Annotated in this window: 25 protein-coding genes; 12 read left to right on the top strand and 13 right to left on the bottom strand. The window is 73.0% G+C overall.

The genetic code is table 11. The features are described 5' to 3' along the window. Nucleotides 1–87 precede the first annotated feature (87 nt). Both IF28_RS0101275 and IF28_RS0101280 read right to left on the bottom strand, forming a co-directional pair. On the bottom strand, nt 88–1266 hold the full coding sequence (locus IF28_RS0101275; RefSeq protein WP_030212478.1) for a damage-control phosphatase ARMT1 family protein: 1179 nt from the start codon (nt 1264–1266) through the stop codon (nt 88–90). Nucleotides 1267–1291: 25 nt separating this feature from the next. After that, on the bottom strand, nt 1292–1939 hold the full coding sequence (locus IF28_RS0101280; RefSeq protein WP_030212480.1) for a ScbR family autoregulator-binding transcription factor: 648 nt from the start codon (nt 1937–1939) through the stop codon (nt 1292–1294). Nucleotides 1940–2244: 305 nt separating this feature from the next. Between IF28_RS0101280 and IF28_RS0101285 the strand changes: the two genes are divergently transcribed. The 6 genes from IF28_RS0101285 to IF28_RS0101310 all read left to right on the top strand — a co-directional run bounded on the left by IF28_RS0101285 (nt 2245) and on the right by IF28_RS0101310 (nt 8198). After that, nucleotides 2245–3138, top strand: coding sequence for a lytic polysaccharide monooxygenase (locus tag IF28_RS0101285; protein WP_030212482.1), 894 nt, complete (start codon nt 2245–2247; stop codon nt 3136–3138). A 250-nt stretch (nt 3139–3388) separates the two neighbouring features. Continuing rightward, nucleotides 3389–4396 carry a substrate-binding domain-containing protein gene (locus tag IF28_RS0101290; RefSeq protein WP_030212484.1) on the top strand — a complete coding sequence of 336 codons (1008 nt, stop codon included), beginning with the start codon at nt 3389–3391 and terminating at the stop codon, nt 4394–4396. 51 nt (nt 4397–4447) lie between these two features. Continuing rightward, the gene (locus tag IF28_RS0101295; RefSeq protein ID WP_030212486.1) at nt 4448–6799 is read left to right on the top strand and encodes a nitrate- and nitrite sensing domain-containing protein; all 2352 of its coding nucleotides are present in this window, start codon (nt 4448–4450) and stop codon (nt 6797–6799) included. Between the two features lie 29 nt (nt 6800–6828). Further along, a complete protein-coding gene (locus tag IF28_RS0101300) occupies nt 6829–7260 on the top strand; it encodes a roadblock/LC7 domain-containing protein (RefSeq protein WP_030212488.1) in 432 nt (143 codons plus the stop codon). 1 nt (nt 7261) lies between these two features. Further along, nucleotides 7262–7621 (top strand): DUF742 domain-containing protein, encoded by a 360-nt coding sequence (locus tag IF28_RS0101305; protein WP_030212491.1) that lies wholly within the window; start codon nt 7262–7264, stop codon nt 7619–7621. Then, entirely contained in the window at nt 7608–8198 is a 591-nt protein-coding gene (locus IF28_RS0101310; RefSeq protein WP_030212494.1) for a GTP-binding protein, read from the top strand. The genes IF28_RS0101305 and IF28_RS0101310 overlap by 14 nt, the downstream gene beginning before the upstream one ends. Nucleotides 8199–8246: 48 nt before the next feature. On the opposite strand, the gene IF28_RS0101315 is transcribed toward IF28_RS0101310, so the two are convergent. From IF28_RS0101315 to IF28_RS0101345, 7 genes are all read right to left on the bottom strand, one after another. Further along, entirely contained in the window at nt 8247–9203 is a 957-nt protein-coding gene (locus tag IF28_RS0101315) for an ABC transporter substrate-binding protein (RefSeq protein ID WP_030212497.1), read from the bottom strand. 75 nt (nt 9204–9278) lie between these two features. Next, the gene (locus IF28_RS0101320) at nt 9279–9944 is read right to left on the bottom strand and encodes an ABC transporter permease (protein WP_030212498.1); all 666 of its coding nucleotides are present in this window, start codon (nt 9942–9944) and stop codon (nt 9279–9281) included. Next, entirely contained in the window at nt 9941–10642 is a 702-nt protein-coding gene (locus IF28_RS0101325) for an ABC transporter permease (protein ID WP_030212499.1), read from the bottom strand. The genes IF28_RS0101320 and IF28_RS0101325 overlap by 4 nt, the downstream gene beginning before the upstream one ends. Next, entirely contained in the window at nt 10639–11763 is a 1125-nt protein-coding gene (locus IF28_RS0101330) for an ABC transporter ATP-binding protein (protein ID WP_030212501.1), read from the bottom strand. The genes IF28_RS0101325 and IF28_RS0101330 overlap by 4 nt, the downstream gene beginning before the upstream one ends. 126 nt (nt 11764–11889) lie before the next feature. Further along, on the bottom strand, nt 11890–12630 hold the full coding sequence (locus tag IF28_RS0101335) for an FAD:protein FMN transferase (RefSeq protein ID WP_030212504.1): 741 nt from the start codon (nt 12628–12630) through the stop codon (nt 11890–11892). A 1-nt stretch (nt 12631) separates the two neighbouring features. Then, nucleotides 12632–13030 carry an FMN-binding protein gene (locus IF28_RS0101340; RefSeq protein ID WP_030212507.1) on the bottom strand — a complete coding sequence of 133 codons (399 nt, stop codon included), beginning with the start codon at nt 13028–13030 and terminating at the stop codon, nt 12632–12634. A 28-nt stretch (nt 13031–13058) separates the two neighbouring features. Further along, nucleotides 13059–14399: a ferric reductase-like transmembrane domain-containing protein gene (locus tag IF28_RS0101345; protein ID WP_030212510.1), complete on the bottom strand. Its 1341-nt coding sequence runs from the start codon at nt 14397–14399 to the stop codon at nt 13059–13061. A 149-nt stretch (nt 14400–14548) separates the two neighbouring features. Here IF28_RS0101345 and IF28_RS0101350 point away from each other — a divergent pair, with 149 nt between their 5' ends. The 3 genes from IF28_RS0101350 to IF28_RS0101360 all read left to right on the top strand — a co-directional run bounded on the left by IF28_RS0101350 (nt 14549) and on the right by IF28_RS0101360 (nt 17924). Beyond that, on the top strand, nt 14549–15238 hold the full coding sequence (locus IF28_RS0101350; RefSeq protein WP_030212513.1) for a response regulator transcription factor: 690 nt from the start codon (nt 14549–14551) through the stop codon (nt 15236–15238). Beyond that, nucleotides 15235–16668 carry a sensor histidine kinase gene (locus IF28_RS0101355; protein ID WP_030212516.1) on the top strand — a complete coding sequence of 478 codons (1434 nt, stop codon included), beginning with the start codon at nt 15235–15237 and terminating at the stop codon, nt 16666–16668. The genes IF28_RS0101350 and IF28_RS0101355 overlap by 4 nt, the downstream gene beginning before the upstream one ends. Nucleotides 16669–16922: 254 nt before the next feature. After that, complete coding sequence (locus IF28_RS0101360) at nt 16923–17924, top strand: NAD-dependent epimerase/dehydratase family protein (protein WP_030212518.1); 1002 nt, start codon at nt 16923–16925, stop codon at nt 17922–17924. A 1-nt stretch (nt 17925) separates the two neighbouring features. Here IF28_RS0101360 and IF28_RS0101365 read toward each other — a convergent pair whose 3' ends face one another. Next, nucleotides 17926–19038 (bottom strand): sensor histidine kinase, encoded by a 1113-nt coding sequence (locus IF28_RS0101365; RefSeq protein WP_030212522.1) that lies wholly within the window; start codon nt 19036–19038, stop codon nt 17926–17928. A 2-nt stretch (nt 19039–19040) separates the two neighbouring features. Then, the gene (locus tag IF28_RS0101370) at nt 19041–19769 is read right to left on the bottom strand and encodes a response regulator transcription factor (protein ID WP_030212523.1); all 729 of its coding nucleotides are present in this window, start codon (nt 19767–19769) and stop codon (nt 19041–19043) included. 104 nt (nt 19770–19873) lie between these two features. Between IF28_RS0101370 and IF28_RS0101375 the strand changes: the two genes are divergently transcribed. From IF28_RS0101375 to IF28_RS0101385, 3 genes are read left to right on the top strand one after another with little or no spacing between them, the layout of a single operon-like run. Next, the gene (locus tag IF28_RS0101375; protein ID WP_030212526.1) at nt 19874–20581 is read left to right on the top strand and encodes a glycosyltransferase family 2 protein; all 708 of its coding nucleotides are present in this window, start codon (nt 19874–19876) and stop codon (nt 20579–20581) included. After that, nucleotides 20578–21201, top strand: coding sequence for a TIGR04282 family arsenosugar biosynthesis glycosyltransferase (locus tag IF28_RS0101380; protein ID WP_030212530.1), 624 nt, complete (start codon nt 20578–20580; stop codon nt 21199–21201). Before IF28_RS0101375 ends, IF28_RS0101380 begins: the two co-directional genes overlap by 4 nt. Then, nucleotides 21198–21893 (top strand): class I SAM-dependent methyltransferase, encoded by a 696-nt coding sequence (locus IF28_RS0101385; RefSeq protein ID WP_037892292.1) that lies wholly within the window; start codon nt 21198–21200, stop codon nt 21891–21893. The genes IF28_RS0101380 and IF28_RS0101385 overlap by 4 nt, the downstream gene beginning before the upstream one ends. Before the next feature lie 187 nt (nt 21894–22080). On the opposite strand, the gene IF28_RS0101390 is transcribed toward IF28_RS0101385, so the two are convergent. Together IF28_RS0101390 and IF28_RS0101395 are read right to left on the bottom strand one after the other, a co-directional pair. Further along, the gene (locus IF28_RS0101390) at nt 22081–22497 is read right to left on the bottom strand and encodes a hypothetical protein (RefSeq protein WP_030212540.1); all 417 of its coding nucleotides are present in this window, start codon (nt 22495–22497) and stop codon (nt 22081–22083) included. Further along, on the bottom strand, nt 22464–23720 hold the full coding sequence (locus IF28_RS0101395) for a molybdopterin-dependent oxidoreductase (RefSeq protein WP_030212543.1): 1257 nt from the start codon (nt 23718–23720) through the stop codon (nt 22464–22466). Before IF28_RS0101395 ends, IF28_RS0101390 begins: the two co-directional genes overlap by 34 nt. Between the last annotated feature and the right edge of the window lie 107 nt (nt 23721–23827).

Genomic DNA, 23827 nt, shown 5'->3' on the forward strand with positions numbered 1-23827 from the left:
TACCCGTGGCCCGCCGGCGGCATCCGTCCGGCCGGGCATGATCACACATTCGCGTGAACCGTGCCCCGTACGGGAGTTGTGGAGCCCCTAGGTCCGGACCTGGATCAGCGCGTGGGTGCCGCCGGTGCGCCAGCGTTGTCCCTCCGCCGCGACCAGTGCCGCCTCGGTGTCGGCGGTCAGTCCGGTGATCACATCCGACTTCAGGGTGCGCAGGGCCGCGACCGGCCCCGGGAAGCAGGCCGTGGCCTCGGCGAACGGTGTGGTCGGGGGCCAGTACCGGTCGCCCACGAGCCGCCGGTAGTTGAGGTCGCCCTTGACGACGGTGAGCGTGGCGGCGGCGAAGTCCGCGCGGAGGTCGTCCGGCATGTCGGCGTACGGCAGTGGCGCGCAGGAGAACGGGTGCGCGCGCAGGACGAGCCGGCCGTCGGTGAGGGCGGACCACAGCCCGCGCCCGTACGCGGCGGCCGCTCCCCCGGCGCCGGTGAGCCGGCGCACCGCGTCGAGGACGTCGGCGGTGGTGGCGTCGGAGACGTAGTACGGGTACGGCTTGACGTGCAGTACCGCCCGGCCGATCCGGCCGTGGGCCAGCAGATGGGCGATGAGCAGGAGGTCCGGGACGAGTTCACGGCCCGCGTTGTCGGCGACGAGACACAGGGTGCCCGTGCCGGATGCGGCGAGCAGGGACCACAGCCGTTCGCTGTCGTCGGCCACCAGGGCGGGTACGGCGGCCTTCTCCTCGGCGCCCTCGGCGGACAGCCGGAAGCCGAGGTCGGCGCGGTTGCCCCACAGGGAGCCGTGCAGCAGGGCGCGCGCCCGCTCGTGCTCCGGGCGGCCGGTGAGGTCGTCGAGCGCGGCCAGTTCCTCGTCCGTGGCCGGTGAACCGAGTTCGGCGAGTTTGGAGGGGCGGAACGGGTCGACGCCCTGCCAGGGCCCGGGGGCGAAGTAGCCCACGGCGTCCAGCAGCCGGCGGTAGAACCAGCTCTCGGACCACAGCCACGGGACGTCGAACCAGGAGCGGCCGGCGTAGGTGTCCGTGCCCCAGGTCCGCCAGCGGTCCCGGTCGTGCGCGTCGGCGGGGAGGGGTTCGATCGTGCCCTGCGTGCACTCGGTGAGCAGCGCGTCGAGGGCGCGCTGCCGCTCGGGCCCGTACGGGAGGGCCTCGCGCACCTGCCGGATGATCGCGGGGTGCCGGTCGGCCAGCACGCCGTGCGGGAAGGTGCCGGGTTCGTCGCCGAGGATCACGGGCGCGGTGGGGTGATCGGACATACGGATCACCGTAACGCGGCGTGGATCAGACCGGTACGATCTCCCGCTCCAGCCGTGCGGCCAGGCTGAGATAGCGGGCGCGCCGGGTGACGGGGACCAGCCCCCTGATGAGGAGCTGCCACATCTCGGCCGTACGGCGGGGCTGCCGGGCGACGGATTCGCGGGAGCGGCCGACGACGCGGGTGCCGACGAAGAAGCAGACCAGGGAGTGCGCCACGACGTCGATGTCGACGTCCGGGTGGACGTCGGCCTCCTTGACCGCGCCGAGGAGCCGCGCGGTGACGATGTCCAGCCACTCGGTGAACGGATGGCTGAGCGGGGGGCGCGGGCGGGTGCCGCCGGTGGCGAGCCGCAGTCCGGCCCGCAGGACGGGGTCCTCGGCCGACATCCTGGCTATGCAGAAGGTGAGGCGCATCAGCGCCTCCAGGGAGGTGTGCCCCCGCAACTCGGTGTCTCTGGCCAGCCGTCGGCTGGTGGCGGACTGGAGTTCCAGGATGGCGTGGGCGAGGTCCTCCTTCGCCGCGAAGTGGAAGTAGAGGGCCCCCTTGGTGACCCGGGCGTGTTCGACGATGTCGCTGAGACTGGTCGATTCATAGCCCTGCCGGTCGAACAGCTCGGCGGCGGCCGTGATGATCGTCGCGCGGGTCTGTTCGGCTCGTACCTGCCTCGCCATCGCCTGAACTCCTGAGCCGGAAAGGAACGGGTCGTGCCGTTTGTTTTAACGCCGAGTACACGATAACTCACCCTGCGGCAATGGTCATCAGGCGGGATTCGCCCCGGACTTGGACACAATGACCAAAACGTACGCGCTCCTCGAAAGAAAACAGCACGTCCGGTATCTAAGTGTGTCAGGTGCCGGCACAAAAGAGAACGGCGGGCCGACCGACCACGGGGAAACCCCCGACGGTGAACGCGCCGGGGGGGCGCCTCCGTACTGCTCTGAGGAATTCCCGCGTTCCTCCGAAGGAGGCGGTCCGGATGCCCCGGACGACCGCACACCGCACCGCGCTCGCGGCGGCCCTCACGGCCCCGCTGCTGCTGCCGTTGTGGGCCGCGGCACCGGCGGCCGCCCACGGGGCGCCGACGGATCCCGTGAGCCGGGTCGTGGCCTGCTCACCCGAGGGCGGCGACCGCGCGGGCTCGGCGGCCTGCCGGGCGGCCGTGGCCGCGAACGGGGCGCCGTTCACGGCGTGGGACAACCTGCGGGTGGCGGGCGTGGCCGGCCGGGACCGGGAGCGCGTTCCCGACGGGAAGCTGTGCAGTGGCGGCCTGCCCGCCTACCGGGGGCTCGACCTCGCCCGTGGAGACTGGCCGGCGACCCGGGTGAGACCCGGCGGGGCGCTGCCGATGACGTACGTCTCGACGATCCCGCACACCGGCACGTTCCGCATGTATCTGACGGAGCCCGGCTACGACCCGGCGAAACCGCTCACCTGGTCCGATCTGCCCCAGAAACCGTTCGCCCAGGTCACGGACCCGGCGCTGACGGACGGCGCCTACCGGTTCCGGGCGACGCTGCCGTCGGACCGGACGGGGCGTCATGTGCTGTACACGGTCTGGCAGAACAGCAGTACGCCGGACACCTACTACTCGTGCTCGGACCTGGTGTTCCCCGAGAAGGAGGAGGAGACGGCCGGACCGGCGGCCGGGAAGAGCCCGGCGCGACCGTCCGCGACTCCGGGCCCGAAGACGGCGAACACCCCTGCGGCCCCCGCGCCCACGGCCACCCCGGCGTCGACCGCACCCGTCGCGAGGACCACCACCGCCGCCGCCCCGTCCGGCCCCTCCGCCCCGCTGCTCGCGGGCGGGGCCGCCGCCGTGCTGGTGGTGACGGGTGGCACGGCTCTCGCGCTGCGCCTGCGCCGGCGCTGAGGGCCGGGAGCCGTAGCAGGCCCGTACCGTCCGTTCGGTCCGGAGTCCGCGGGTGGCGTCGCCGCACTCACGGTTCATCACAATGCGGCAGCATCGCCTCACTTCACGTGGCTGTTCACTTGACGACCAGTGGTTCCACAGGGTTGGCTCCGGGCCAGTGGGAGTCATCCGTTCGGCGTACACCTGTGTGGTGCCGTCGGGGCTCCCCTCCCTGCTCTTGCTCGGCCGTACAGCGAGGTCCGTACTCGTCATGAACACTCGTCCCCCGTCCCGCCGCCTTCCGAGACGCCGTCTGGTGGCGCTGGCAGCCGCCGTCGGCCTGCTGGCGACCGGCTGTTCCGCCCTCGGCTCGGACGACGACTCCTCGGGCTCCGGCGCGAGCACGTCCGGCTCCAAAGGCATGAAGGTCACGCTGGTGACCCACGGCGACGAGGGCGACGCCTTCTGGGACCGGGTGCGCAAGGGCGCCGAGGCGGCCGCCGCCAAGGACGGCATCGAGCTGACGTACGTCAGCGATCCGGACCCGGCGGGACAGGCGGAGCTGGTCCGCGAGGCGGTCCGCGCCGGTGTCGACGGCATCGCGCTGACGCTGGCCAAACCGGCCGCCATGAAGGGCCCGGTGAACGAGGCACGGGCCGCGGACATCCCCGTGGTCGGGCTCAACTCCGGTATCGACGCCTGGAAGTCGTCGGGGCTGCTGGAGTACTTCGGCCAGGACGAGAGCGTGGCGGGCCGGGCCGTCGGCGACAAGCTGAACGAGCTCAAGACCAAGCACGCGCTGTGCGTCGTCCACGAGCGTGGCAACGTTGCCCTGGAGGCCCGCTGCGCCGGCGTGAAGAAGACGTTCGGCGGGACGACCGAGAACCTCTACGTGGACGGCACCGACATGCGGGCCGTCGCCGGCATCATCGCCGCCCGGCTGCGGCAGGACCCGTCCATCGACGAGGTCGTCACCAACGGGGCGGCCTACGCCCTCACCGCGGTCGACGCCGTCGCGGAGGCGGACAGCGAGGCCGACATCGCCACCTTCGACCTCAACCAGGAGATCGTGGACGCGGTGCGCAGCGGCAACGTCCAGTTCGCCGTCGACCAACAGCCCTATCTTCAGGGTTACCTCGCCGTTGACGCGCTGTGGCTGTACAGGACCAACGGCAACATCAGCGGCGGCGGGGTCGCGCCCGTGCTCACCGGGCCGGCGTTCGTCACGAAGTCCAACTCCGCCTCGGTCGCCGGGTTCGCCGCCGCGGGCACCCGCTGACGGGCCCGCCCGTGCGTACCCCTCCCACCAACCGAACGCTCTAGGACCACGATGTCTCCACGGACAGGTGCCCGGCGCCGTCTCGGCTCCATACGTCTCTCGCTGTTCCTCCTCGCCCTGGTGCCCAGCGTCACCCTCGCCGGCATGTGGGGCCTGACGACGATCCAGATGTTCTCCGAGGGGCTGCAACTGCGCTCCCAGACCGAACTGAGCCGGTCCACCGGCGCGATGGGCACACACGCCACGCTCGCCCTGCAGCAGGAACGCCGGCTCACCGCCGCCTGGCTGGCCGAGCCGAGGACCTCCCGGACCGCCCTCGACGCCCAGCGCGAGCGGACCGACGAGGCGGTGGCGAAGCTGGTCGGACAGGCCGACACGATCGCCGAGGCACCGGCCCGCATCTCGGACCGGATGTACGGCGTCCTGGGCTCGGTGGGCAGCCTCGAGTACTACCGGGACCAGGTCGACCAGCCCAGCGACATCACCGCCGAGCAGGCGCTCGACCAGTACACCTCGATCATCGACGACCAGATCCACGCCTTCCAGGAGCTCTCCCAGGTCGACGACGGCGACCTGACCTCCCAGGCCGGACCGCTGGTCTCGCTGGAGCACGCGGCCGAACTGATCTCCGAGGAGGACGCGCGGCTCACCCTCGCCTGGCCCGCCGGACGGCTGGACACCCAGGGCTGGAGCGACTTCGCGAAGCTGGTCCACACCCGCCGCTGGCTGGTCGAGGACCAGATCGTGCCGTCCCTGCGCGGCGAGACCAAGACCCAGACCGAGCGGATCCTGCAGAGTGCCGAGTGGCGCGCCCTGGAGGCGGTCGAGGACCAGATCCTCGCCACCCCGCCCACCGGTGAGAAGCGCAGGGTCGACCTGCCGGACCTGCGGGAGCGGTGGCAGGAGGCCATGGACCGGGTCTCCCCGCAGTACGCCACCATGATCCGGCAGCAGACCGACGCACTGCTCACCCGCAGCGCCGACGAGGCCCGCAGCCTGCTGCTGACGGCCGCCTCGCTGAGCGCGGCCGGACTGCTCGCGCTGCTGCTGTGCGTCGGCCTGTCCTGGCGCATCACCCGCTCGCTCTCCCGCCGGCTGCGCGGTCTGCGGGTGGCCACCCTGGGCCTCGCCGAGGAGCGGCTGCCCGACGTGGTGGCCCGCCTGGAGCGGGGCGAGAAGGTCGACGCCGAGTCGGCCACCACCCCGCTGGACTACGGACACGACGAACTGGGCCAGGTGGCGCAGGCGTTCAACACCGCGCAGCGCACCGCCGTGCACACGGCCGTCGAACTCGCCGACACGCGGCGCGGTTTCCAGAAGGTCATTCTCGGTATCGCGCGGCAGAGCCAGAACCTGGTCAACCTCCAGCTCAGCAAGCTCGACGCGCTGGAGCGCCGGCACACCGACCCCGAGGTCCTCAAGGGCCTGTACGAACTGGACTCCACGGCCAGCCAGTTGCGCCGGTACGAGGAGAACCTGGTCATCGTCAGCGGTGAGCGCCCCGGCCGTTCCTGGAGCGAACCGGTCGCGCTGATCGACATCATGCGCAGTGCCGTCGGTGAGGTCGCCGAGTACCAGCGGGTGGAGCTGCACACCGAGGAGGAGGTGTCCGTCGCGCCGCCCGCGGTGGCCGACGTCATCCATCTCCTCGCCGAGCTGATCGACAACGCGACCGTGTACTCGCCTGCGCCGAGCCCCGTCGGGGTGCGGGCGGCGATGGTGGCCAAGGGCCTCGTCGTGGAGATCGAGGACCGGGGCCTCGGCATGTCGGACGACGACTACGCCTCCCTGAACGGCCAGTTGGCGAAGGCACCGCAGTTCGACGTGGTGGCGCTCGCCGACGACCTCCGGCTCGGCATGTTCGTGATCTCCCAGCTCGCGCACCGGCACGGCATCGGTGTGACCCTGCGGCCGTCGCCGTACGGCGGGACGACGGCGATCGTGCTGATCCCGCACGAGATCGTGGTGCGGGACGCGGCGTCCGGCGGTGCGCGGGGGGAGACCGGCGCGGACCGGGCGGACGTCAACGGCCGGGCGGACGACGCCCACCGGGAGAAGGTGACCGCCGGAGCCGCGGCGTCCCGGCCGGCGGCCGCCGTACGGACCGCGCCCGCCCCGGCCGCCGCGCCGGAGCCCGCTCCACGGAAGGACGGACTCATCCCGCTCCCCCGCCGGGTGCCGCAGACCAGTCTGGCCGCCGAACTCCGCGAGGACTCCGCGCCGGACACCGACGACGACGTCGCCGACTTCACCGCGGAACACGCCGCATCCTCCCTCGCCGACTTCCAGCTCGGCACCTCCCAGGCCCGGGACGACGACACCGACGACGCGGACGGGACGGCCGCGCCGGCACACGTGCCCGCCGCCCCCGACGAACTCCCGACTCCGCCCGCCGACCGCTGACCGCCGACCGTTCACGAAGGAACACCGTCATGACACGCCCCATCCCCGCCACCCACACCCAGCTGGACCAGCTGCTGACCGGACTCGTCGAACGGGTCGCCGACGTGAACCAGGCCGTGGTGCTCTCCGAGGACGGACTGGTGGTGAGCAAGTCCACCGGCTTCCTGCGGGACGACGCGGAGCGCCTGGCGGCGACCGCGTCCGGGCTGATGAGCCTCAGCAAGGGCGTCAGCATGGACTTCCGCGGCGGCCCGGTGCGCCAGGCCCTGATCGAGATGGCGCACAGCTACCTGATCCTCACCTCGGCCGGTCCCGGCGCCCATCTGGTGGTGCTGACCGGGCCGGGCGCGGACGTCGGCGTGGTGGCGTACCAGATGAACATGCTGGTGAAGAAGATCGGCGAGCACCTCAGCGCCGCCCCGCGGGACGTCGCCGGGCCCGCCGCCGACCCCGGCGTGTGAGGTGGGCGGAAGCGACTCGGCGGGGCGCCTCGTACGGCCGTTCACCCTGACCGGTGGCCGGACCCGGCCCAGCCGCGCCGACTTCACGCTCATCACCACGGTGACGGCGGCGGATCCGCAGCCCGAGGGGGCGGCCCGGCCGCAGCCCGAGCATGCACGGATCCTGCGGCTGTGCGCCGAGCCGGTGGCGGTCGCCGAGCTCGCCGCACGTCTCGACCTCCCCATGAGCGTGGTCGTCATCATGCTGTGCGACCTGCTGGAGGCGGGCCGGATCAGCATCCACCCCCCGCACCCCGTCAACCGCACCACCCCGGATCTGGATCTGCTGCAGAAAGTGAGGGAGGGCCTTGGCCGGCTCTGACACCACCGCCGCGCGTCCGGCACCCGACACGGTCAAGATCCTCATCGCCGGTGGCTTCGGCGTGGGCAAGACGACCATGGTCGGCTCGGTCAGCGAGATCGTCCCGCTGCGCACCGAGGAGCCGCTGACCATGGCGGGCCTGGACGTCGACGACCTCAACGGCGTCGAGGAGAAACGTGCCACCACGGTCGCGCTCGACTTCGGCCGGATCAGCGTCTCGGACGACCTGGTGCTGTATCTCTTCGGTACGCCGGGGCAGCAGCGGTTCTGGTTCATGTGGAACGACCTGGCCGTCGGCGCGCTCGGCGCGGTGGTCCTGGTGGATGTGCGCCGGCCCAAGACGAGTTTCGCGGCGATCGACTTCTTCGAGCGCCGGGGCATCCCGTTCGTGATCGCCGTCAACGGCTTCCACGGGGAGCACCCGTACCCGGTGGAGGACATCCGGGACGCGCTGACGCTGCCGGACGGCGTGCCGGTGATGTTGTGCGACGCGCGGGAGCGGGAGTCGTGCCGGGACGTGCTGATCGCGCTGGTCGACCGGCTGATCGCGCAGGCGGAGGCGGAGGCGGCAAGCTGAACGCGTAAGGGGGGTGCGGCGGGTGCGCCGCACCCCCCTTGCGCGGGATCAGGCCAGGCCGGCCGACTTCAGCCAGGCCTTCGCCACGTCCAGCGGGTCCTTCTTGTCCAGCTGCACCTGGGCGTCGAGGTCGAGGAGCGTCTCGGTGTCCAGCTTCGCGGACACGGCGTTGAGCGCCTCCACGCCCTCCTGCGGCAGCCCCTCCTTGCTGACCAGCGGGGTGACGTTGGCGAAGCCGAAGAGGTTCTCCGGGTCCTTCAGGACGACGAACTTCTCCTTGACGATGGTCGGGTCCGTGGTGAAGATGTCCGCGGCCTGGACCTCGTTGTCGGTGAGGGCCGCCTGGGTGAGCGGGCCGCCCGCGTCGAGTGCCTTGAACGACTTGAACTTGAGGCCGTAGACGGTCTCCAGGCCCTTCAGCCCCTGCTGCCGGGTCTGGAACTCGGGCGAGCCGCCGATCACGATGTCGGGCGCCGCGTCCTTGAGGTCGGCGAGGGTCGACTCGGCGGTGAGGCCGTACTTCTTCGCCGTCGCCGCGTTGACGCTGACCGAGTCCTTGTCCTCGGCGGGCGAGGACTCCAGCAGCGTCAGCGACGTGTCCAGTTTGGCCTTGGCGGCCTCGTTCACCGCCTCGGCCGACTCCTGCCCGGCCTTCGGGTCGAGATAGGCGAGAAGGGAGCCGTTGTACTCCGGCAGGACCGTGATGGAGCCGTTCTTCATCAGGCCGTACGTCGTCTCACGGCTGCCGATGTTGTGCTTGTAGTCGACCTTGAGGCCCTTGGCGCGCAGCGCCTCGCCGTAGATGTCGGCGAGCAGGGTGCTCTCGGCGAAGTTGTTCGAGCCGACGACGACGGTGCCGGCCTCGGCCTTCTCTCCGTCGAGGGGGTTGTCGGAGGTGTCGCCGGAGGAGGAACAGCCCGCGAGCAGCGCCGCCGCGGCGAGCGCGACAGCCGCCACGCCGGTGGACCTCGTCCTGGACCTGCTGCTTTTCGCGGTAAGAGTCATTCGCCGATCCAATCCAGCCGTTCACGGGGAGTCAAGAACGTCCAAGTTACGGTTTGTCGTACACCTGATCGAACATCAGCGCCTGCGGACCCCGGGGGACACCGCCACCCGGGCCACCGCCCAGAACAGGGCGAGGGTGAGCAGCGCCAGGAAGGCCACCAGGGTGGCGCCGCCGACGACCTTCTCGTAGTCGCGCTGGTAGAGCCCGTCGATGATGTAGCGGCCGAGTCCGCCGAGACTGACGTACGCGGCGATGGTGGCCGTGGACACGATCTGGATGGCGGCGGAGCGCAGACCGCTGAGGATCAGCGGGAGCGCCACCGGCACCTCCACCTGGAAGAGGATCCGCGACTCGTGCATGCCCATGCCCCGCGCGGCGTCCACGGGGGCGGGGTCGAGGGAGCGGACCGCCTCGTAGGTGGTCACCAGGATCGGCGGTACGGCGAGGACGACCAGCGGGATCATCACGGGCAGCAGACCGAAACCGATCAGCAGCACGGCGAGCACCAGCAGTCCGAAACTGGGCAGCGCGCGGGCGGCGTTGGCGATGAAGGCGAGCGCGTTGCCGCCGCGTCCGGTGTGGCCGGTGAGCAGACCGACGGGCAGGCCGATCGCGGCGGCGATCGCGAGGGCCAGCAGCGAGTACTGGAGGTGCTCGAGGAAGCGCTGCGGGATGCCGTCGTAACCGTGCCAGTGGGCACTGTCGCTGAAGAAGGCGTTGCCGAAGTCGATGATGTTCATCGGACCGCGCCCTCCGGGGTGATCCCTTCCCGCCGGGGGGCGGGCTTCGGACGGCTGCCGGCGCGCGGCATCCACGGGGTGAGCAGCACCCGCAGCCCGACCAGCAGGGCGTCGCAGAGGATCGCCAGGACGGCCATCGTGAGCACGGCGTTCACCGCGAGTTCGGGCCGGTCGTACTTCTGCGCGGCGGCGAGCAGATTGCCGAGGGCGCCCTGGTTGCCGATCAGGGCGCCGACGCTGACCAGGGAGATGCTGGACGCGGTGGCGACCCGCAGTCCGGCGATGATGGCGGGCGCGGCGATCGGCAACTGCACCTGGAGATAGCGGCGTACGGGGCCGAAGCCCATCGCGGTCGCGGCGGCGAGGGTCTCGTCCGGCACCGAGCGCACCCCGTCGACGATGGCGGGGACCAGGACGACCAGGCTGTACAGGGCCAGCGGGATCATCACGGTGAGTTCGGTCTGGCCGGTGTAGTCGATCAGGACGACGAAGAACGCCAGGGAGGGGACGGCGTACAGCACGGTCGTCATGCCCAGCACCGGCGGGTACAGCCAGCGGAAGCGCCCGCACAGCTGCGCGATCGGCAGCGCGAGGAGCAGCCCGGCGGCGACCGGCAGCAGGGCCTCCCGCATGTGCAGCCCGATCAGACCGGCCCAGCTGTGCTGGAGGTCGCTGGGGATGTCGAAGAAGCGGCTCATCCCGCGACCTTCTCGTCCTCGGCGCGGCCGGCCGCGTGGGCGGCGCGGATCGCCTCGCCGATGGTCTGCTGGGAGACGACGCCGGTCACCCGGCCGCTGTCGTCCACGGCGACCGCCCAGCCGACGGGCGAGAGCACGGCGCAGTCGAGGGCGACGCGCAGGGAGTCGACGCCGGGCACGAACGGCCGCCCGTACGACCGCAGCCGGTCGGTGCGGATGTCACCGGCGGTCAGTTCGTCGCGCTCGGCCCAGCCGAGCGGGCGGCCGTCGGCGTCGGTGACGAGGAGGTGGGTCGCCTTGCCGGCGGCGATCCGGCCGGCGTCCGCGTCGGCCGGGATCACGGCGTCGGTGGTCAGTTCCAGTGCGGCGGACGGGACGAAGGACAGGCCCCGGATACCGCGGTCGGCGCCGAGGAAGTCCTCGACGAAGCCGTCTGCGGGGCTCGCCAGCAGCTCGGCCGGCGGCGCGTACTGGGCGAGCCGGCCGCCCTCGCGCAGTACGGCGACCATGGTGCCCAGCTTGATCGCCTCGTCGATGTCGTGCGTGACGAAGACGATGGTCTTGCCCAGCTCGTCCTGGATGCGCAGGAGTTCGTCCTGCAGCCCCTTGCGCACCACCGGGTCGACGGCGGAGAACGGCTCGTCCATCAGCAGCACCGGCGGGTCCGCGGCGAGCGCCCGGGCCACGCCGACGCGCTGCTGCTGGCCGCCGGAGAGCTGGTAGGGGTAGCGCCCGGCCAGCGCGGGGTCGAGGCCCACGCGCTCCATCAGCTCCGCCGCCCGCTCCCGGGCCCGCTGCTTGCCCCAGCCGAGCATGCGGGGCACGGTGGCGATGTTGTCGACGATCGTGCGGTGCTGGAAGAGCCCGGCGTTCTGGATGACGTATCCCATGGACCGGCGCAAAGTGGTGACCGGCTGCCGCCGGGTGTCCTCGCCGTCCAGAAGGATCGTTCCCTCGGAGGGTTCGACCATCCGGTTGATCATGCGGAGCGTGGTGGTCTTGCCGCACCCGGAGGGTCCGACGAGGACGGTGATCGAGCGGTCGGGGATATCCAGCGACAGCCGGTCGACCGCCACCGTGCCGTCCGGGTACCGCTTCGTGACTGAATCGATCCGTATCAAGACGCCGAAAGCCCTTCGGGTGGCAGATGTTTACGACCGAGGTTGCCCGTTTGTCGCCGGTCGAGTGTAAACGTCACCACCGGCGGAACCCCGTAACCCCGTGCCCCCGGCCGAAGCGGCCCCGGGCTACGCCGCCGCCTGCCCGGATTCGGCCACGGGAAACCCCGCCGTTCGCAGTACGCGCCGGTCCGCGGTCACGGCGAACACCTCGCAGCCGGGGCGCGCGGCCGCCCAGTCGACGCCGTCCCGTCCCAGTGCGAAGGCGGCCGTGGCGACGGTGTCCGCCTCGGTCAGGGTGGGGGCGGTGACCGTCAGGGCGAGCAGGCCGGTGGCCGGGCGGCCGGTGCGGCCGTCGATGATGTGGTCGCCGCGTTCGTAGCGCGCGGAGGTGGCGACCGCGCCGTCGGTGAGCTCGACGACGGCGCACAGCCGGCCGGCGTCCTCGGGGTGCCGTACGCCCACGCGCCAGGGCCCGCCGGCGGCGGTCACGTCACCGCCGGCGTTGAGGCAGAACCGCCGCGCTCCCGCCGCCCGCAGCAGGTCGGCGCCCTTCTGCACCGACCAGCCCTTCACCACGGCGCACGGATCGAGACCCCGGCCCGGCAGCCGCACGTCGAAGGCGCCCCCGGTGTCGGCCCGGTAGCGCTCGCTCAGGGCGAGGACCTCGGCGAGCTCGGGGCTGATCCGGTCCGGGGCCGGCTCGCCCCGGTCCAGGCGGGAGACCTCGCTGTCCTCGCGGAACGGGCTGAAGCGGGCGTCGACTTCACGCAGCCAGGCGAAGAGAGCGTCGGCCGCGGACTCCCAGGACCCCTCGTCGTCGACGCGCAGCGACACCGGGAAGCCCATGACGTGTTCGACGCGCCGCATGTCAGGAGCCCTGTGCGTCGAGGGCGGCCTGCAGCGACTCGCGGTAGCCGTCGCTGGTGACCGTGGCGCCGGAGACCGTGTCGACGCCGGCGCTCTGGGCCTGGAGCGTCTCCTCGATCAGGACCGGTACGGCGGCGGTCGTCTGCGGGTGGTCCGGCTGCTGGAGCATCCGGACGGCGGTGATGCGGTCGCCTTCGAGGGTGACCTCGACCCGCACGGGGCCCTTCTCGGTGTCGACGGTGGGACCGGCGACGACCCGGGTGGTGCCGCCCGGCGCGGTGGACACCGAGGGGGTGGGCGCGGGTTGGGCGACCGACGGCCCGGGGGCCGCCGGGGTGTAGCGCCAGACCGGGATCAGTCCGGCGACGCTCAGGACCAGGACGGGCAGTACTCGCTTCACGGTGTTCTCCTCTGTCGCCCCGCGCTCGTCATCCGGCCAGGCTGAAGCGCTCGTAGTGGATCTGCTGCCTCGGTACGCCGAGTTCGCGCAGGCCGCGCAGCACGGCGGTGGTCATGCCGGGCGGGCCGCAGACGTAGACGTCCCGGTCGGTGAGGTCGGGGACCAGCCGGGTCAGTTCGGCGGGGGCGAGCCGGTCCGGTACCGGCGGGCCGGTGATCAGGTGCAGTTCGGCGCCCTTGGCGAGGGCGAGTTCGCGCAGTTCCCCGTGGAGTACCGCGTCGGCCTCCGAGCTCACCCGGTAGAGGACGACGGCGTGGCCGTGCAGTTCCTCCAGCAGGGCGCGGATCGGGGTGACACCGACACCGCCGGCGATGAGCAGGGTGCCGGGGCGGGTGCGGTGGAGCGTGGTGAAGGCGCCGTAGGGGCCCTCGGCGAAGACCCGGGTACCGGGCCTGAGGTGGCGCAGGGCCGCGCTGCCGTCGCCGGCCGCCTTCACGGTGAGCCGCAGAGTACGGCCGTCGGGGGCGGCGGACAGGGAGAACGGGTTCGCCTGCCACCAGCGGTCCTTCGTCAGGAACCGCCACAGGAAGAACTGGCCGGCGCGGGCCGGCAGCCGGTCCAGATCGCGCCCGGTGATGTGGACGGACACCACGTTGTCGCTCTCCGGCACGACCGCCGTCACCCGGAGCCGGTGGCGCCGGTTGCGCCACAGCGGGAGGACCAGCCGGCCGGCGACCACGGCGGCGAGGGCGGCGCCCCACAGCCCGTACCAGTAGGCGGTGGCGGCGGCCGAGGCGGTGAACGTGGAGCCGACGGCGACCTGGTGGGTGAAGGCCAGCACCACGGCGACGTACATGTACAGATGGATGAAGTGCCAGGTCTCGTAGGCGAGCCGGCGCCGCGCGCGGCGGGCGGAGAGGGCGCCGACGACGAGGATCAGCGTCAGCGCGACGACCGCGCGCAGCACGCCCTCGACGGTCTCGGCGAGGTCGACGAGCTGGTTCACCGGGTCCATGGAGGACATCTCGGCGTAGCCGAGGACGATGAAGACCGCGTGCCCGAGGAGCGTCCACAGCAGTCCGAAGCCGACCCAGCGGTGCCACAGGGTCAGCCGGTCCATGCCGATCCTGCGGTCCAGCCAGGGCAGCCGGGCCACCAGCAGCAGCTGGAACGCCATCAGCAGGGCGGCGTACAGGCCGGTGAGGCGGCCCAGTACGACGAGGGCGTTGGCGCCGAAGCCCGCCCGGACGAAGAAGACGGCCACCACCACCGCGTTCGCGGCGAGCAGACCGTACAGGCCGATGCGCGCCACCACTTTGGGGCGTCGCCTCGCGGCGGGGGGTGCGGGAGGCGATGGGACAGCTGTCACGCCACAAGCTCCTTGATCGGGTCCTGGGCCTTCGAGCTTGGTCACGGGCGCTGTCGATCACCTGTCGGTCGACTTTCAAGTTTTTATCGATCGGGATGCGATCGCGCACCGCCTCTGGCGCCGGAAGCGGTGTGCCGCAGTATGGGCGGGTGGAAAAAGTACGACTCCTCGTCGTGGACGACGACCCGCCGATAGCCGACCTGGTGGCGACGGTCGCCCGCTACGAGGGCTGGGAAGCGGTCACCGCCAACTCGGGTGAGGACGCGCTGCGCCGCGCCGCCGAGTTCCGCCCGGACATCGTGGTGCTCGACCTGATGCTGCCGGACGTCGACGGTTTCGGCGTGCTCGACCGGCTGCGGCGCTCCGGGACGATGGTGCCGGTGGTGTTCCTCACCGCGCGGGACGGGGTCGCCGACCGGGTGGCGGGGCTCACCCGGGGCGGGGACGACTACCTGGTCAAGCCGTTCGCCGTGGAGGAGCTGATGGCGCGGCTGCGGACGGTGCTGCGGCGCAGCGCAGGGCCCGGCTTCCAGCGGTCGGTGCTGCGCGTGGCGGACCTGTCGATGGACGAGGACACCCGGGAGGTGCGGCGCGGTGAGCGGCTGCTGTCGCTGACGCCGACCGAGTACGAGGTGCTGCGCTATCTGATGCGCCGCTCGCCGACCGTGCTGACGAAGGCGCAGATCCTGGACCATGTGTGGGAGTACGGCTTCGGCGGCCGCTCCAATGTGGTGGAGCTGGTGGTGAGCCGGCTGCGGCGCAAGCTGGACGACACGGGTGAGCCGCTGATCCAGACGGTGCGGGGCTTCGGGTATGTGATCCGGCAGGCCGCCGGGTGACGGCGGCGGCGCGGCGGCTGCGGGAGACGTACCGGCGGACGCGGCTCGGCACCCGGCTGACGCTCGGCCTCGGGGTGCTGTCCCTGGCCGTGTTCGCGGTCGTCGGCACCGCCCTCACCACGTACATGCACGACTATCTGGAGCGGCAGCTCGGCGACCAGCTGAAGCTGGTCCAGGCCGTGCAGGCCAAGGACGCGGCGGTGCACGGCACGGTCAAGCAGAAGGCGTACTACGGCTGGTACACGGCGGTGTACGACGTCACCGACGACGCCGTCACCCTGCGCAGGCCCTCCGACGTGCCCGCCGACACCCGCGCGATGGCCGACCTCGCGCGGGCCATGGCGCACTCCGACACCGAGCTGATGCGCACCGCGCGCATCGACGGGAAGGGTAGCTACCGGCTGCGCGGCTGCGAGGTCGAACCGGGGGTGGTGCTGGTGAGCGCCGCGCCCGCGAAGGACGTCGAGGAGACCGTCGAGCAGCTGATCACGGTGCAGGTGGTGGTGTTCGCCCTCGCGCTGCTGGCGCTGGTGGTGTCCGGGCGGCGGATGCTGCGGCGCGGGCTGAAGCCGCTGAGCGACATGGCGCACACCGCGCACGGGATCACCTCGCACGATCTGACCGAGTCGGCGGCCCGGCTGCCGCTGCGCGCGGACGGGCGGGACGGGGGCCGGGAGGTGGCGGACCTGCGCACCGCGTTCAACACGATGCTGGAGCACATCGACGACTCCCTCGCGGTGCGCGCGGAGGCGGAGTTGCGGCTGCGCCGGTTCGTCGCGGACGCCTCGCACGAGCTGCGCACCCCGCTGATGTCGGTACGCGGCTACGCGGACCTGTTCCAGTACGCCGCCGCCAACGAGCCCGCCGAACGCGAGCGGCATCTGGCGCGGCTGCGCGCGGAGGCCGCCCGGATGGGCTTCCTGCTCGACGACCTGCTGCTGCTCGCCCGGCTGGACGCGGCGGAGGTGGAGGCACCGCTGCGGACGGCGGACACGGACCTGGTGGACCTGGTCCAGCAGGCCGCCGACGCGTTCCGCGCGGGCCACCCCGGGCATCCCCTGACGGTGGCCTCGGACCCCGGCCGGCTGGTGCTGCGCCTCGACCCGCAGCGCGTACGCCAGGTCCTGGACAACCTCCTCACCAACGCGGCCGTCCACACGCCCGCCGGCACCCCGGTCTCGGTGACGGTGTCCACGGCCCCCGGGGCGGCCCTGCTCCGGATCACCGACGCGGGCCCCGGCATCCCCCCGGACGACACGGAACGCGTCTTCGACCGCTTCTACCGCGTGGACAAGGCCCGTAGCCGTGACCGGGGCGGCACGGGCCTGGGCCTGGCGGTGGCCCGCTCCCTGACCCGCGCCCACGGAGGCGACATCACCCTGACCAGCACACCGGCCACAACAACGTTCACGATCCGCCTGCCCCTGTAGCCGCTCCCCGCCGTACTCCGCCCAGCCGCGGGCAGTCGTGCCGCGGGGCGGCACGGGTGGGCGCCACGGCACCCCGCGGGCAGCCGCCTCCGCCGGCCGCGGGCAATCGTGCCGCAGGGCGGCACGGGTGGGCGCGACGGCACCCCGCAAACGCCGGGCCGCGCGACCCACGCCCGGACCCCACCGTCTTACGGACCCGTGACGCCAAGGGCGCGGCGCCCCACTCCCGCGCGCCGCGCCCCTACCGTGAGCGCATGCGCGTACTGGTCACCGGCGGCGCCGGTTTCATCGGGTCCCACATCGTCGAGGCGCTACGCGCCCACGGACACACCCCCGTCGTCTTCGACATCCGCACCGGACCCACGGCGGACGTCCGCGACCCGCAGGCGCTCCGCGACGCCCTCGCCGGCGTCGACGCCGTCTGCCATCAGGCCGCCATGGTCGGCCTCGGCACCGGCTTCACCGACGCCCCGGACTACGTCTCCCACAACGACCTGGGCACGGCAGTGCTCCTGGCCGCGATGGCGGAGCGGGGAATCAACCGGCTCGTCCTGGCCGGCTCGATGGTGGTCTACGGCGAGGGCCGCTACACCTGCCCCCGGCACGGCACGGTCCGCCCCGGCCCGCGCGACGTCACCGCCCTGACGGCCGGACACTTCGAACCCCCCTGCCCCGTCTGCGGCGCGGACCTCGCCCCCGGCCTCGTCGACGAGGACGCCCCATCGGACCCGCGCAACGTGTACGCCACCACCAAACTGGCCCAGGAGCACCTCGCCGCCGCCTGGGCCCGTTCGACGGGCGGTTCGGCCGTGTCGCTGCGCTACCACAACGTCTACGGCCCCGGCATGCCCCGCGACACCCCGTACGCCGGCGTCGCCTCCTTCTTCCGCTCGGCCCTGGCCCGCGGCGAGGCCCCGCGCGTCTTCGAGGACGGCCGTCAGCGCCGGGACTTCGTCCATGTGCGGGACGTGGCGTCGGCGAACGTCGCCGCGCTGACGGCGGACCCGGCGGCCGGAGGGCTCACCGCGTACAACACCGGCAGCGGCACCCCGCACACGGTCGGCGAGATGGCCCGCGCCCTGGCCGCCGCGTACGGCGGTCCCGACCCGGTCGTCACCGGCGAGTACCGCCTGGGCGACGTCCGCCACATCACGGCGGACTCCTCCCGCCTGCGCGCCGCCCTCGGCTGGAAGCCGGAGGTGGACTTCGAGGAGGGCATGCGGGAGTTCGCTTCGGCGGGCCTGCGGGGCGAGTGAGTCAGCCGGCCGTCGCCGGCAGGGTCACCTCGAAGCGGCAGCCGCCGGTGACGTTGCGGACGGTGGTGCTGCCGCGGTGGGCCTCGACGATGCCCCGGACGATGGCGAGGCCGAGGCCGGCGCCGGCCGGCGGCGTCCGGGCGTGCGTGCCGCGCCAGCCGGTGTCGAAGACGCGGGGCAGGTCCTCCTCGGGGATGCCGCCGCAGCCGTCCGTCACGGACACCACCACGCCGTCGTCCGAACGCCGGGCCGCGACGGCGACCGTACCGTCGGCCGGGGTCCGGCGGATCGCGTTGACCAGCAGATTGCCCAGCACCCGGCTCATCTCCCGCCCGTCCACCTCCACCGGCACCGGCTCCACCCGGTCGCCGACGAGCCGGACGCCGTGCTCGCGGGCGAGCGGGTCCGCGCCGGCGAGGGCGTCGCCGATGAGGTCGTACAGGGAGATCCGGGAGGGCGAGAGGGTCAGGGCGCCCGCGTGGATGCGGGAGAGTTCGAAGAGGTCGCCGACCATGCCGTTGAGGCGTTCCACCTCGGTGCGGATCTGCCGCAGATAGCGGTCGGGTTCGGCGGCGACGCCGTCCTCCAGCGCCTCGGCCATGGCGCGGAGTCCGGCGAGCGGGGTGCGCAGGTCGTGGGAGATCCAGGCGACGAGTTCCCGCCGGGAGGACTCCAGGGCGCGTTCCCGGTCCCGGGACTCGGCCAGTCTGACGCTGGTCGCCGCCAGCTCCCGGCTGAGCGCGGCGAGTTCGGCGGTGGACGGGCGCTCCGGCGCGGCGAAGTCCCCGCCGTCGCCGAACGAGCGGGCGGCGAGGGCCAGTTCGCGGCTGCGGGCGACGACCCAGCGGCCCAGCAGCAGCGCGGTGACGGTGGAGACGACGGCGGCCATGGCGACGACCGTCGTCACCACGCTCAGGTCGTGCGCGGAGAGGAACATCGCCCGGGCGACGGCCAGGGTGCCCGCGAGCATCGCGGCCACCGCGACCCCGGCGACCACCGCGAGGTGCGCCGTCAGCGACCGCCGCCGGATCAGCAGCAGCACGCACGCGCCGACGACACCGGCCGCGGCGGCGCCGAGGAAGGCGAACAGGGCGATGAGCAGCATGTCCCGCACGCTCACTCCTCCCCGGAGGCGACGGCGGGCTCGAAGCGGTAACCGACGCCCCACACCGTCCGGATGAGCCGGGGCCGTGCCGGATCGTCCTCGACCTTGCCGCGCAGCCGTCGCACATGGACGGTCACGGTGGACAGGTCGCCGAAGTCCCAGCCCCACACCTCGCGCATCAGCTCCTCCCGCGCGAAGGCCCGCCCAGGGTGCCGCAGGAAGAAGGAGAGGAGGTCGAACTCCCTGATGGTGAGGGCGAGTTCGGCGCCGTTCTTGGCGGCCCGGCGGGCGGCGGGGTCGACGGAGAGGCCGGCGGCCCGCAGCAGCCCGGACGCGGGGGCCGGGGCGGGGCGGGCGCGGCGCAGCACGGACTCGACGCGCAGGACGAGTTCGCGCGGACTGAACGGCTTGGTGACGTAGTCGTCGGCGCCGACCTCGAGGCCGAGGATGCGGTCGTCCTCGTCGCCGCGCGCGGTGAGCATGATGACCGGCACGGGCCCGCGCCCGCGCATCCGCCGGCACACCTCCAGGCCGTCCATGCCGGGCAGCATCAGGTCGAGGACGACGAGGTCGGGCCAGTGGGCCGCCGCGCGGGCGAGCGCGTCGGGGCCGTCGCCGGCCCGGTCGACGACGTAGCCGGCGCGGTCCAGGTAGCCCGTGACGATCTCGGCGACGGTGGGGTCGTCGTCGACGACGAGGACCCGGGCCCCGGCCTCGGCGTTCGGTGGTCGCTGCTCCATGCGGCCAGCCTCGCACCACACGCGCGCGAACCGCGTGGCCGGGCCGCCGACGTCCGCGTTCCGTAAGGAGCCGATGCCCGGTATGTCCTTTTCGTGTTCGTAGGGTGAGAGCCGTGACCACCTCCTCCCCCGCCCCAGAACCGGGCCCGCCGTCCGTGGACGTCGTCCTCCCCTGTCTCGACGAGGCCGCGGCGCTGCCGTGGGTGCTGGAACGCGTGCCGCCCGGCTGGCGCGCCCTCGTCGTGGACAACGGCTCCACGGACGGCTCCGACCGCATCGCCCGTGAGCTCGGCGCGAGCGTCGTGCACGAGGAACGGCGCGGTTTCGGCGCCGCCTGCCACGCCGGGCTGACCGCCGCCACCGCCGACATCGTCTGCTTCTGCGACTGCGACGCCTCCCTCGACCCGGCGGACCTGGTGCCGTTCGTGCGCGAGGTGTGGTCCGGCGAGGCGGACCTGGTCCTGGGCCGGCGGCGGCCGCGGGGGCGCGGCGCCTGGCCGGCGCACGCCCGCGCGGGCAACCTCGCCCTGTCCCGGCTGCTGCGCCGCCGTACCGGACTGCGGCTGCGCGACCTCGGACCGCTGCGGGCGGCCCGGCGCGAGGAACTGCTCGCCCTGGACCTGACGGACCGGCGCAGCGGCTACCCGCTGCAGATGGTGGTCCGCGCCGCCGACGCCGGCTGGCGGGTCACCGAGCACGACGTCGTGTACGCGCCGCGCACCGGAGCCTCCAAGGTCACCGGAACCTGGCGCGGCACCCTCCAGGCGGTACGGGACATGAGCCGCGTACTCCAGGAAGGGGCGGCCTCATGACCACCGTTCCTTCCGTGACGCTGCTCGTCATCGCCAAGGAGCCCCGTGCCGGCCGGGTGAAGACCAGGCTGACCCCGCCGTTCACCCCCGGGGAGGCGGCGGGACTCGCCGAGGCCGCGCTCGCGGACACCCTGGACGTGGTGGCGCGGACGCCCGCGCGGCGCCGGGTACTGGTGCTGGACGGGACGCCGGGACACTGGCTGCCGGCGGGCATCGAGGTCGTACCGCAGTGCGCGGGCGGGCTCGACGAGCGGCTGGCCGCCGCGTTCGCCGGGTGCGACGGCCCCGCCCTCCTCATCGGCATGGACACGCCCCAGGTGACCCCGGAGCTGCTCACCGTGGACTTCGATGACTGCGACGCCTACTTCGGCCCCGCCGAGGACGGCGGCTTCTGGGCACTGGGCCTGGCCGAACCCGATCCGGCGCTGCTGCGCGGGGTTCCCATGTCGGTACCGGAGACCGGGGCCGCGCAGCGGCGACGGCTCTCGGGGCTGCGGGTCCGCGAACTGCCGCTGCTGCGGGACGTGGACACGGCGTACGACGCCACGCTGGTCGCCGCCGCGGCGCCCGGCGGGCGGTTCGCGGCGCGGCTGGCCCGGCTGACGGCGGCCCACCGGTGAGCGGGACGCGGGCGGCAGCGCGCGTCGGACACCAGCGGACGGCCCCCGCCGCCGAGCGGGCCTGGTCGGCCGACCCCTACGCCGACGCCCTGCGCGCCGGCCGGGGGCCGCTGTTCCTGCGCCGCGCCGACGGCCGGCTGCTGCCGCTGGACGTGGAGCGCTGGTGCGCGGAGGCCGACGCGGCGGACCTGGAGGTGCTGGGGCGCTGCGAGGGCTCGGTGCTGGACGTGGGGTGCGGACCGGGGCGGCTGGTCGCAGCACTGGCCGCCGAGGGGCGTCGCGCGCTGGGGATCGACGTCAGCGAGGCCGCGGTGGCGCGGACCGTCGGGCGTGGCGGGCAGGCGTTGCGCCGGTCCGTCTTCGATCCGCTGCCGGGGGTGGGGCGCTGGGGTACGGCGCTGCTGCTGGACGGCAACGTCGGTATCGGGGGCGATCCGGTGGCGCTGCTGCGCCGGCTCGGCCGGCTGGTGGCGCCGGGTGGTCTGCTGATCGCCGAGGCGGTTCCGCGTCCGGAGGTCGACGAACGCGTGCTGGTGCGGGTGACCGATGGACGTCGTCCGCCCGGGGCGGCGTTTGCGTGGGCGCGGGTCGGGGGGACGGCGCTGGTCCGCTACGCGCGGGGCGCGGGGTGGCGGGTGGACGACCAGTGGTCGGCTGAGGGGCGGGTGTTCGTGGCGCTGCGGGGGGAGTAGGAGGGGTTCTTCGCCCCCGCCGCCCCTTCCCTTCCCAACCTGGGGCTCCGCCCCAGACCCCGCTCCTCAAACGCCGGAGGGGCTGGTTTTAGCCCCTCCGGCGTTTGAGGAGCGGGGGGTCCGGGGGCAGCGCCCCCGGGGACGGGACGGGACGGGAAGGGGCGGCGGGGGCGAAACCAACCCGCCGTCACCCCCTCCTCCGCCGCACCGCGAACACCACCGCCGACCCCACGAACAGCACAGCCGTGATGATCAGCCACCGCTCCGCGTACCCCTGCGCGGACTGTCCCGCGACGCCGGCGTACCGCTCCGACACCCGCCCGCTGATCAGCGGAAACCACACCAGCAGCAACAACCCCGACAGCGCCGCCGGCACCCGCACGTGGTTGACCCACCGCCCCGCCCCCTTCACCAGCACACGGTCGGCCCCCGCGTACAACGGCAGCAGCACCAGATCGTGGACCACCGCCGCCCCCACGAACCACAGCGCGACCAGGAACCAGTCCCCGTCGAGCAGCCGTACCCCCGCGTACACGCAGAGAACGAACGAACACACCAGCACGGCCGGCTTCACAGCGCACCGAAGGTCAGCCGGGCGACCCACTTGGTGTTGAGCACACCGGGCGCCGCGGGCACGATGATCCGGGCCGGATAGCCGTGATCGGGGGTCAGTTCCTCGCCGTTGACGAACAGGGCGAGCAGGGAACGCGGATCGGCCACCTGATTGGCCCGCAGCGCACCCCGCCGGAACGCGCCACGACGCTGCAGCGACTCCACGAACACGTCCACCGGCTCCCGGTGACCGGCGAGCGCCGCGAGATCCCGCAGCCGTACCCCCCGCCACCACTGGTCGGAGGTGGACCAGCCCTCCACGCAGGCGATGGGCAGGGCCGCGCTGTGCAGCGGCAGTCCGAGCAGGTCGGCCCTGCTGAGCCGTACGGTGCCGGCGGGCCCGGTGACGACCAGCCGCCACGCCTCCTCGGTCGTCTCGGCGGTGCGGATTCCGGCGTACGCGGCCGTCTTGTTGATCTGGAAGCCCCCCGGACCGCTACCGGGTTCGGGGCCGCCGTGCGGGGTGAGGACGGCGGTCTCGCGCAGCGGTCCGTCGAAGCTGCGCCCGGCGGAGGTGGCGAACAGCAGCAGCGAACCGCCGCCGACCAGCCCGAGCGCCCCGCGCCGCGAGACCGTCGGCGGATCGGGACGGGGAGCGACCAGCTCCTCACCGCCGTCCCGCACGTTCCGCATGTGGCGCAGGTTCCGCATCGCCGTCGGCGCCTTCAGCACCGTGTGGGCGACGAACGCCCCGATGAACACCCAGGCGCCGTAGAAGTGCAGTGGGTAGAAGGAGCCGGGGAAGACGTAGTCGAGCTGGACGTTGAGGATGCCCGTGGTGAACTGGAACAGCGCCCCGCCGACCAGGAGCAGCAGCGAGATCCGCTCCAGCGCGTGGGTGAGCGAGCGGGCCGGGGGCAGCGTGAACAACCTGGGCACGACCGACCACAGCTTGGCCAGCAGCACCGGGACGAGCACCAGGCCGAGCGTGACGTGGACGCCCTGGGTGAGCCGGTAGAGCCAGGGCGGGTCGGTGGGCCAGGGGAAGAGGTAGAAGCCGAGGAGCCCCTTGCCGGGGGTCTTGTCGTTCACCCGCGCGAGGTCCGGGTTGTACGCGGCGTACGACAGCAGTCCCGTCACGAACAGGATCGTGACGCCGCCGAGGAGGACCACGCCGAGCACCGAGGTGAACCAGGGACCGCGCAGCGGGCTGCGCCAGAAGTCCGGCGCGAAGGGGCCGCGCGCGGGAACGGTGGGGAGGAATGACCGAGCCATGTCCCGACCGTAGAACCGCGCCACCCCGGGAGGGGGTGCGTGAGCGATGACGAAACGCTGACGTCCGCCCTCGTCAGCCGGTCGGCGCCGCTCCGGCGGCCTAGCGT

This window comes from Streptomyces sp. NRRL WC-3626, from assembly GCF_000718785.1.
Lineage (GTDB): Bacteria > Actinomycetota > Actinomycetes > Streptomycetales > Streptomycetaceae > Streptomyces > Streptomyces edwardsiae.

Excerpts from the sequence above, each read along its gene's own strand:
- IF28_RS0101275 (WP_030212478.1), bottom strand. The coding sequence starts at position 1,266 with ATGTCCGATCACCCCACCGCGCCCGTGATCCTCGGCGACGAACCCGGC.
- IF28_RS0101280 (WP_030212480.1), bottom strand. The coding sequence starts at position 1,939 with ATGGCGAGGCAGGTACGAGCCGAACAGACCCGCGCGACGATCATCACG.
- IF28_RS0101285 (WP_030212482.1), top strand. The coding sequence starts at position 2,245 with ATGCCCCGGACGACCGCACACCGCACCGCGCTCGCGGCGGCCCTCACG.
- IF28_RS0101290 (WP_030212484.1), top strand. The coding sequence starts at position 3,389 with ATGAACACTCGTCCCCCGTCCCGCCGCCTTCCGAGACGCCGTCTGGTG.
- IF28_RS0101295 (WP_030212486.1), top strand. The coding sequence starts at position 4,448 with ATGTCTCCACGGACAGGTGCCCGGCGCCGTCTCGGCTCCATACGTCTC.
- IF28_RS0101300 (WP_030212488.1), top strand. The coding sequence starts at position 6,829 with ATGACACGCCCCATCCCCGCCACCCACACCCAGCTGGACCAGCTGCTG.
- IF28_RS0101315 (WP_030212497.1), bottom strand. The coding sequence starts at position 9,203 with ATGACTCTTACCGCGAAAAGCAGCAGGTCCAGGACGAGGTCCACCGGC.
- IF28_RS0101320 (WP_030212498.1), bottom strand. The coding sequence starts at position 9,944 with ATGAACATCATCGACTTCGGCAACGCCTTCTTCAGCGACAGTGCCCAC.
- IF28_RS0101325 (WP_030212499.1), bottom strand. The coding sequence starts at position 10,642 with ATGAGCCGCTTCTTCGACATCCCCAGCGACCTCCAGCACAGCTGGGCC.
- IF28_RS0101335 (WP_030212504.1), bottom strand. The coding sequence starts at position 12,630 with ATGCGGCGCGTCGAACACGTCATGGGCTTCCCGGTGTCGCTGCGCGTC.
- IF28_RS0101360 (WP_030212518.1), top strand. The coding sequence starts at position 16,923 with ATGCGCGTACTGGTCACCGGCGGCGCCGGTTTCATCGGGTCCCACATC.
- IF28_RS0101370 (WP_030212523.1), bottom strand. The coding sequence starts at position 19,769 with ATGGAGCAGCGACCACCGAACGCCGAGGCCGGGGCCCGGGTCCTCGTC.
- IF28_RS0101380 (WP_030212530.1), top strand. The coding sequence starts at position 20,578 with ATGACCACCGTTCCTTCCGTGACGCTGCTCGTCATCGCCAAGGAGCCC.
- IF28_RS0101395 (WP_030212543.1), bottom strand. The coding sequence starts at position 23,720 with ATGGCTCGGTCATTCCTCCCCACCGTTCCCGCGCGCGGCCCCTTCGCG.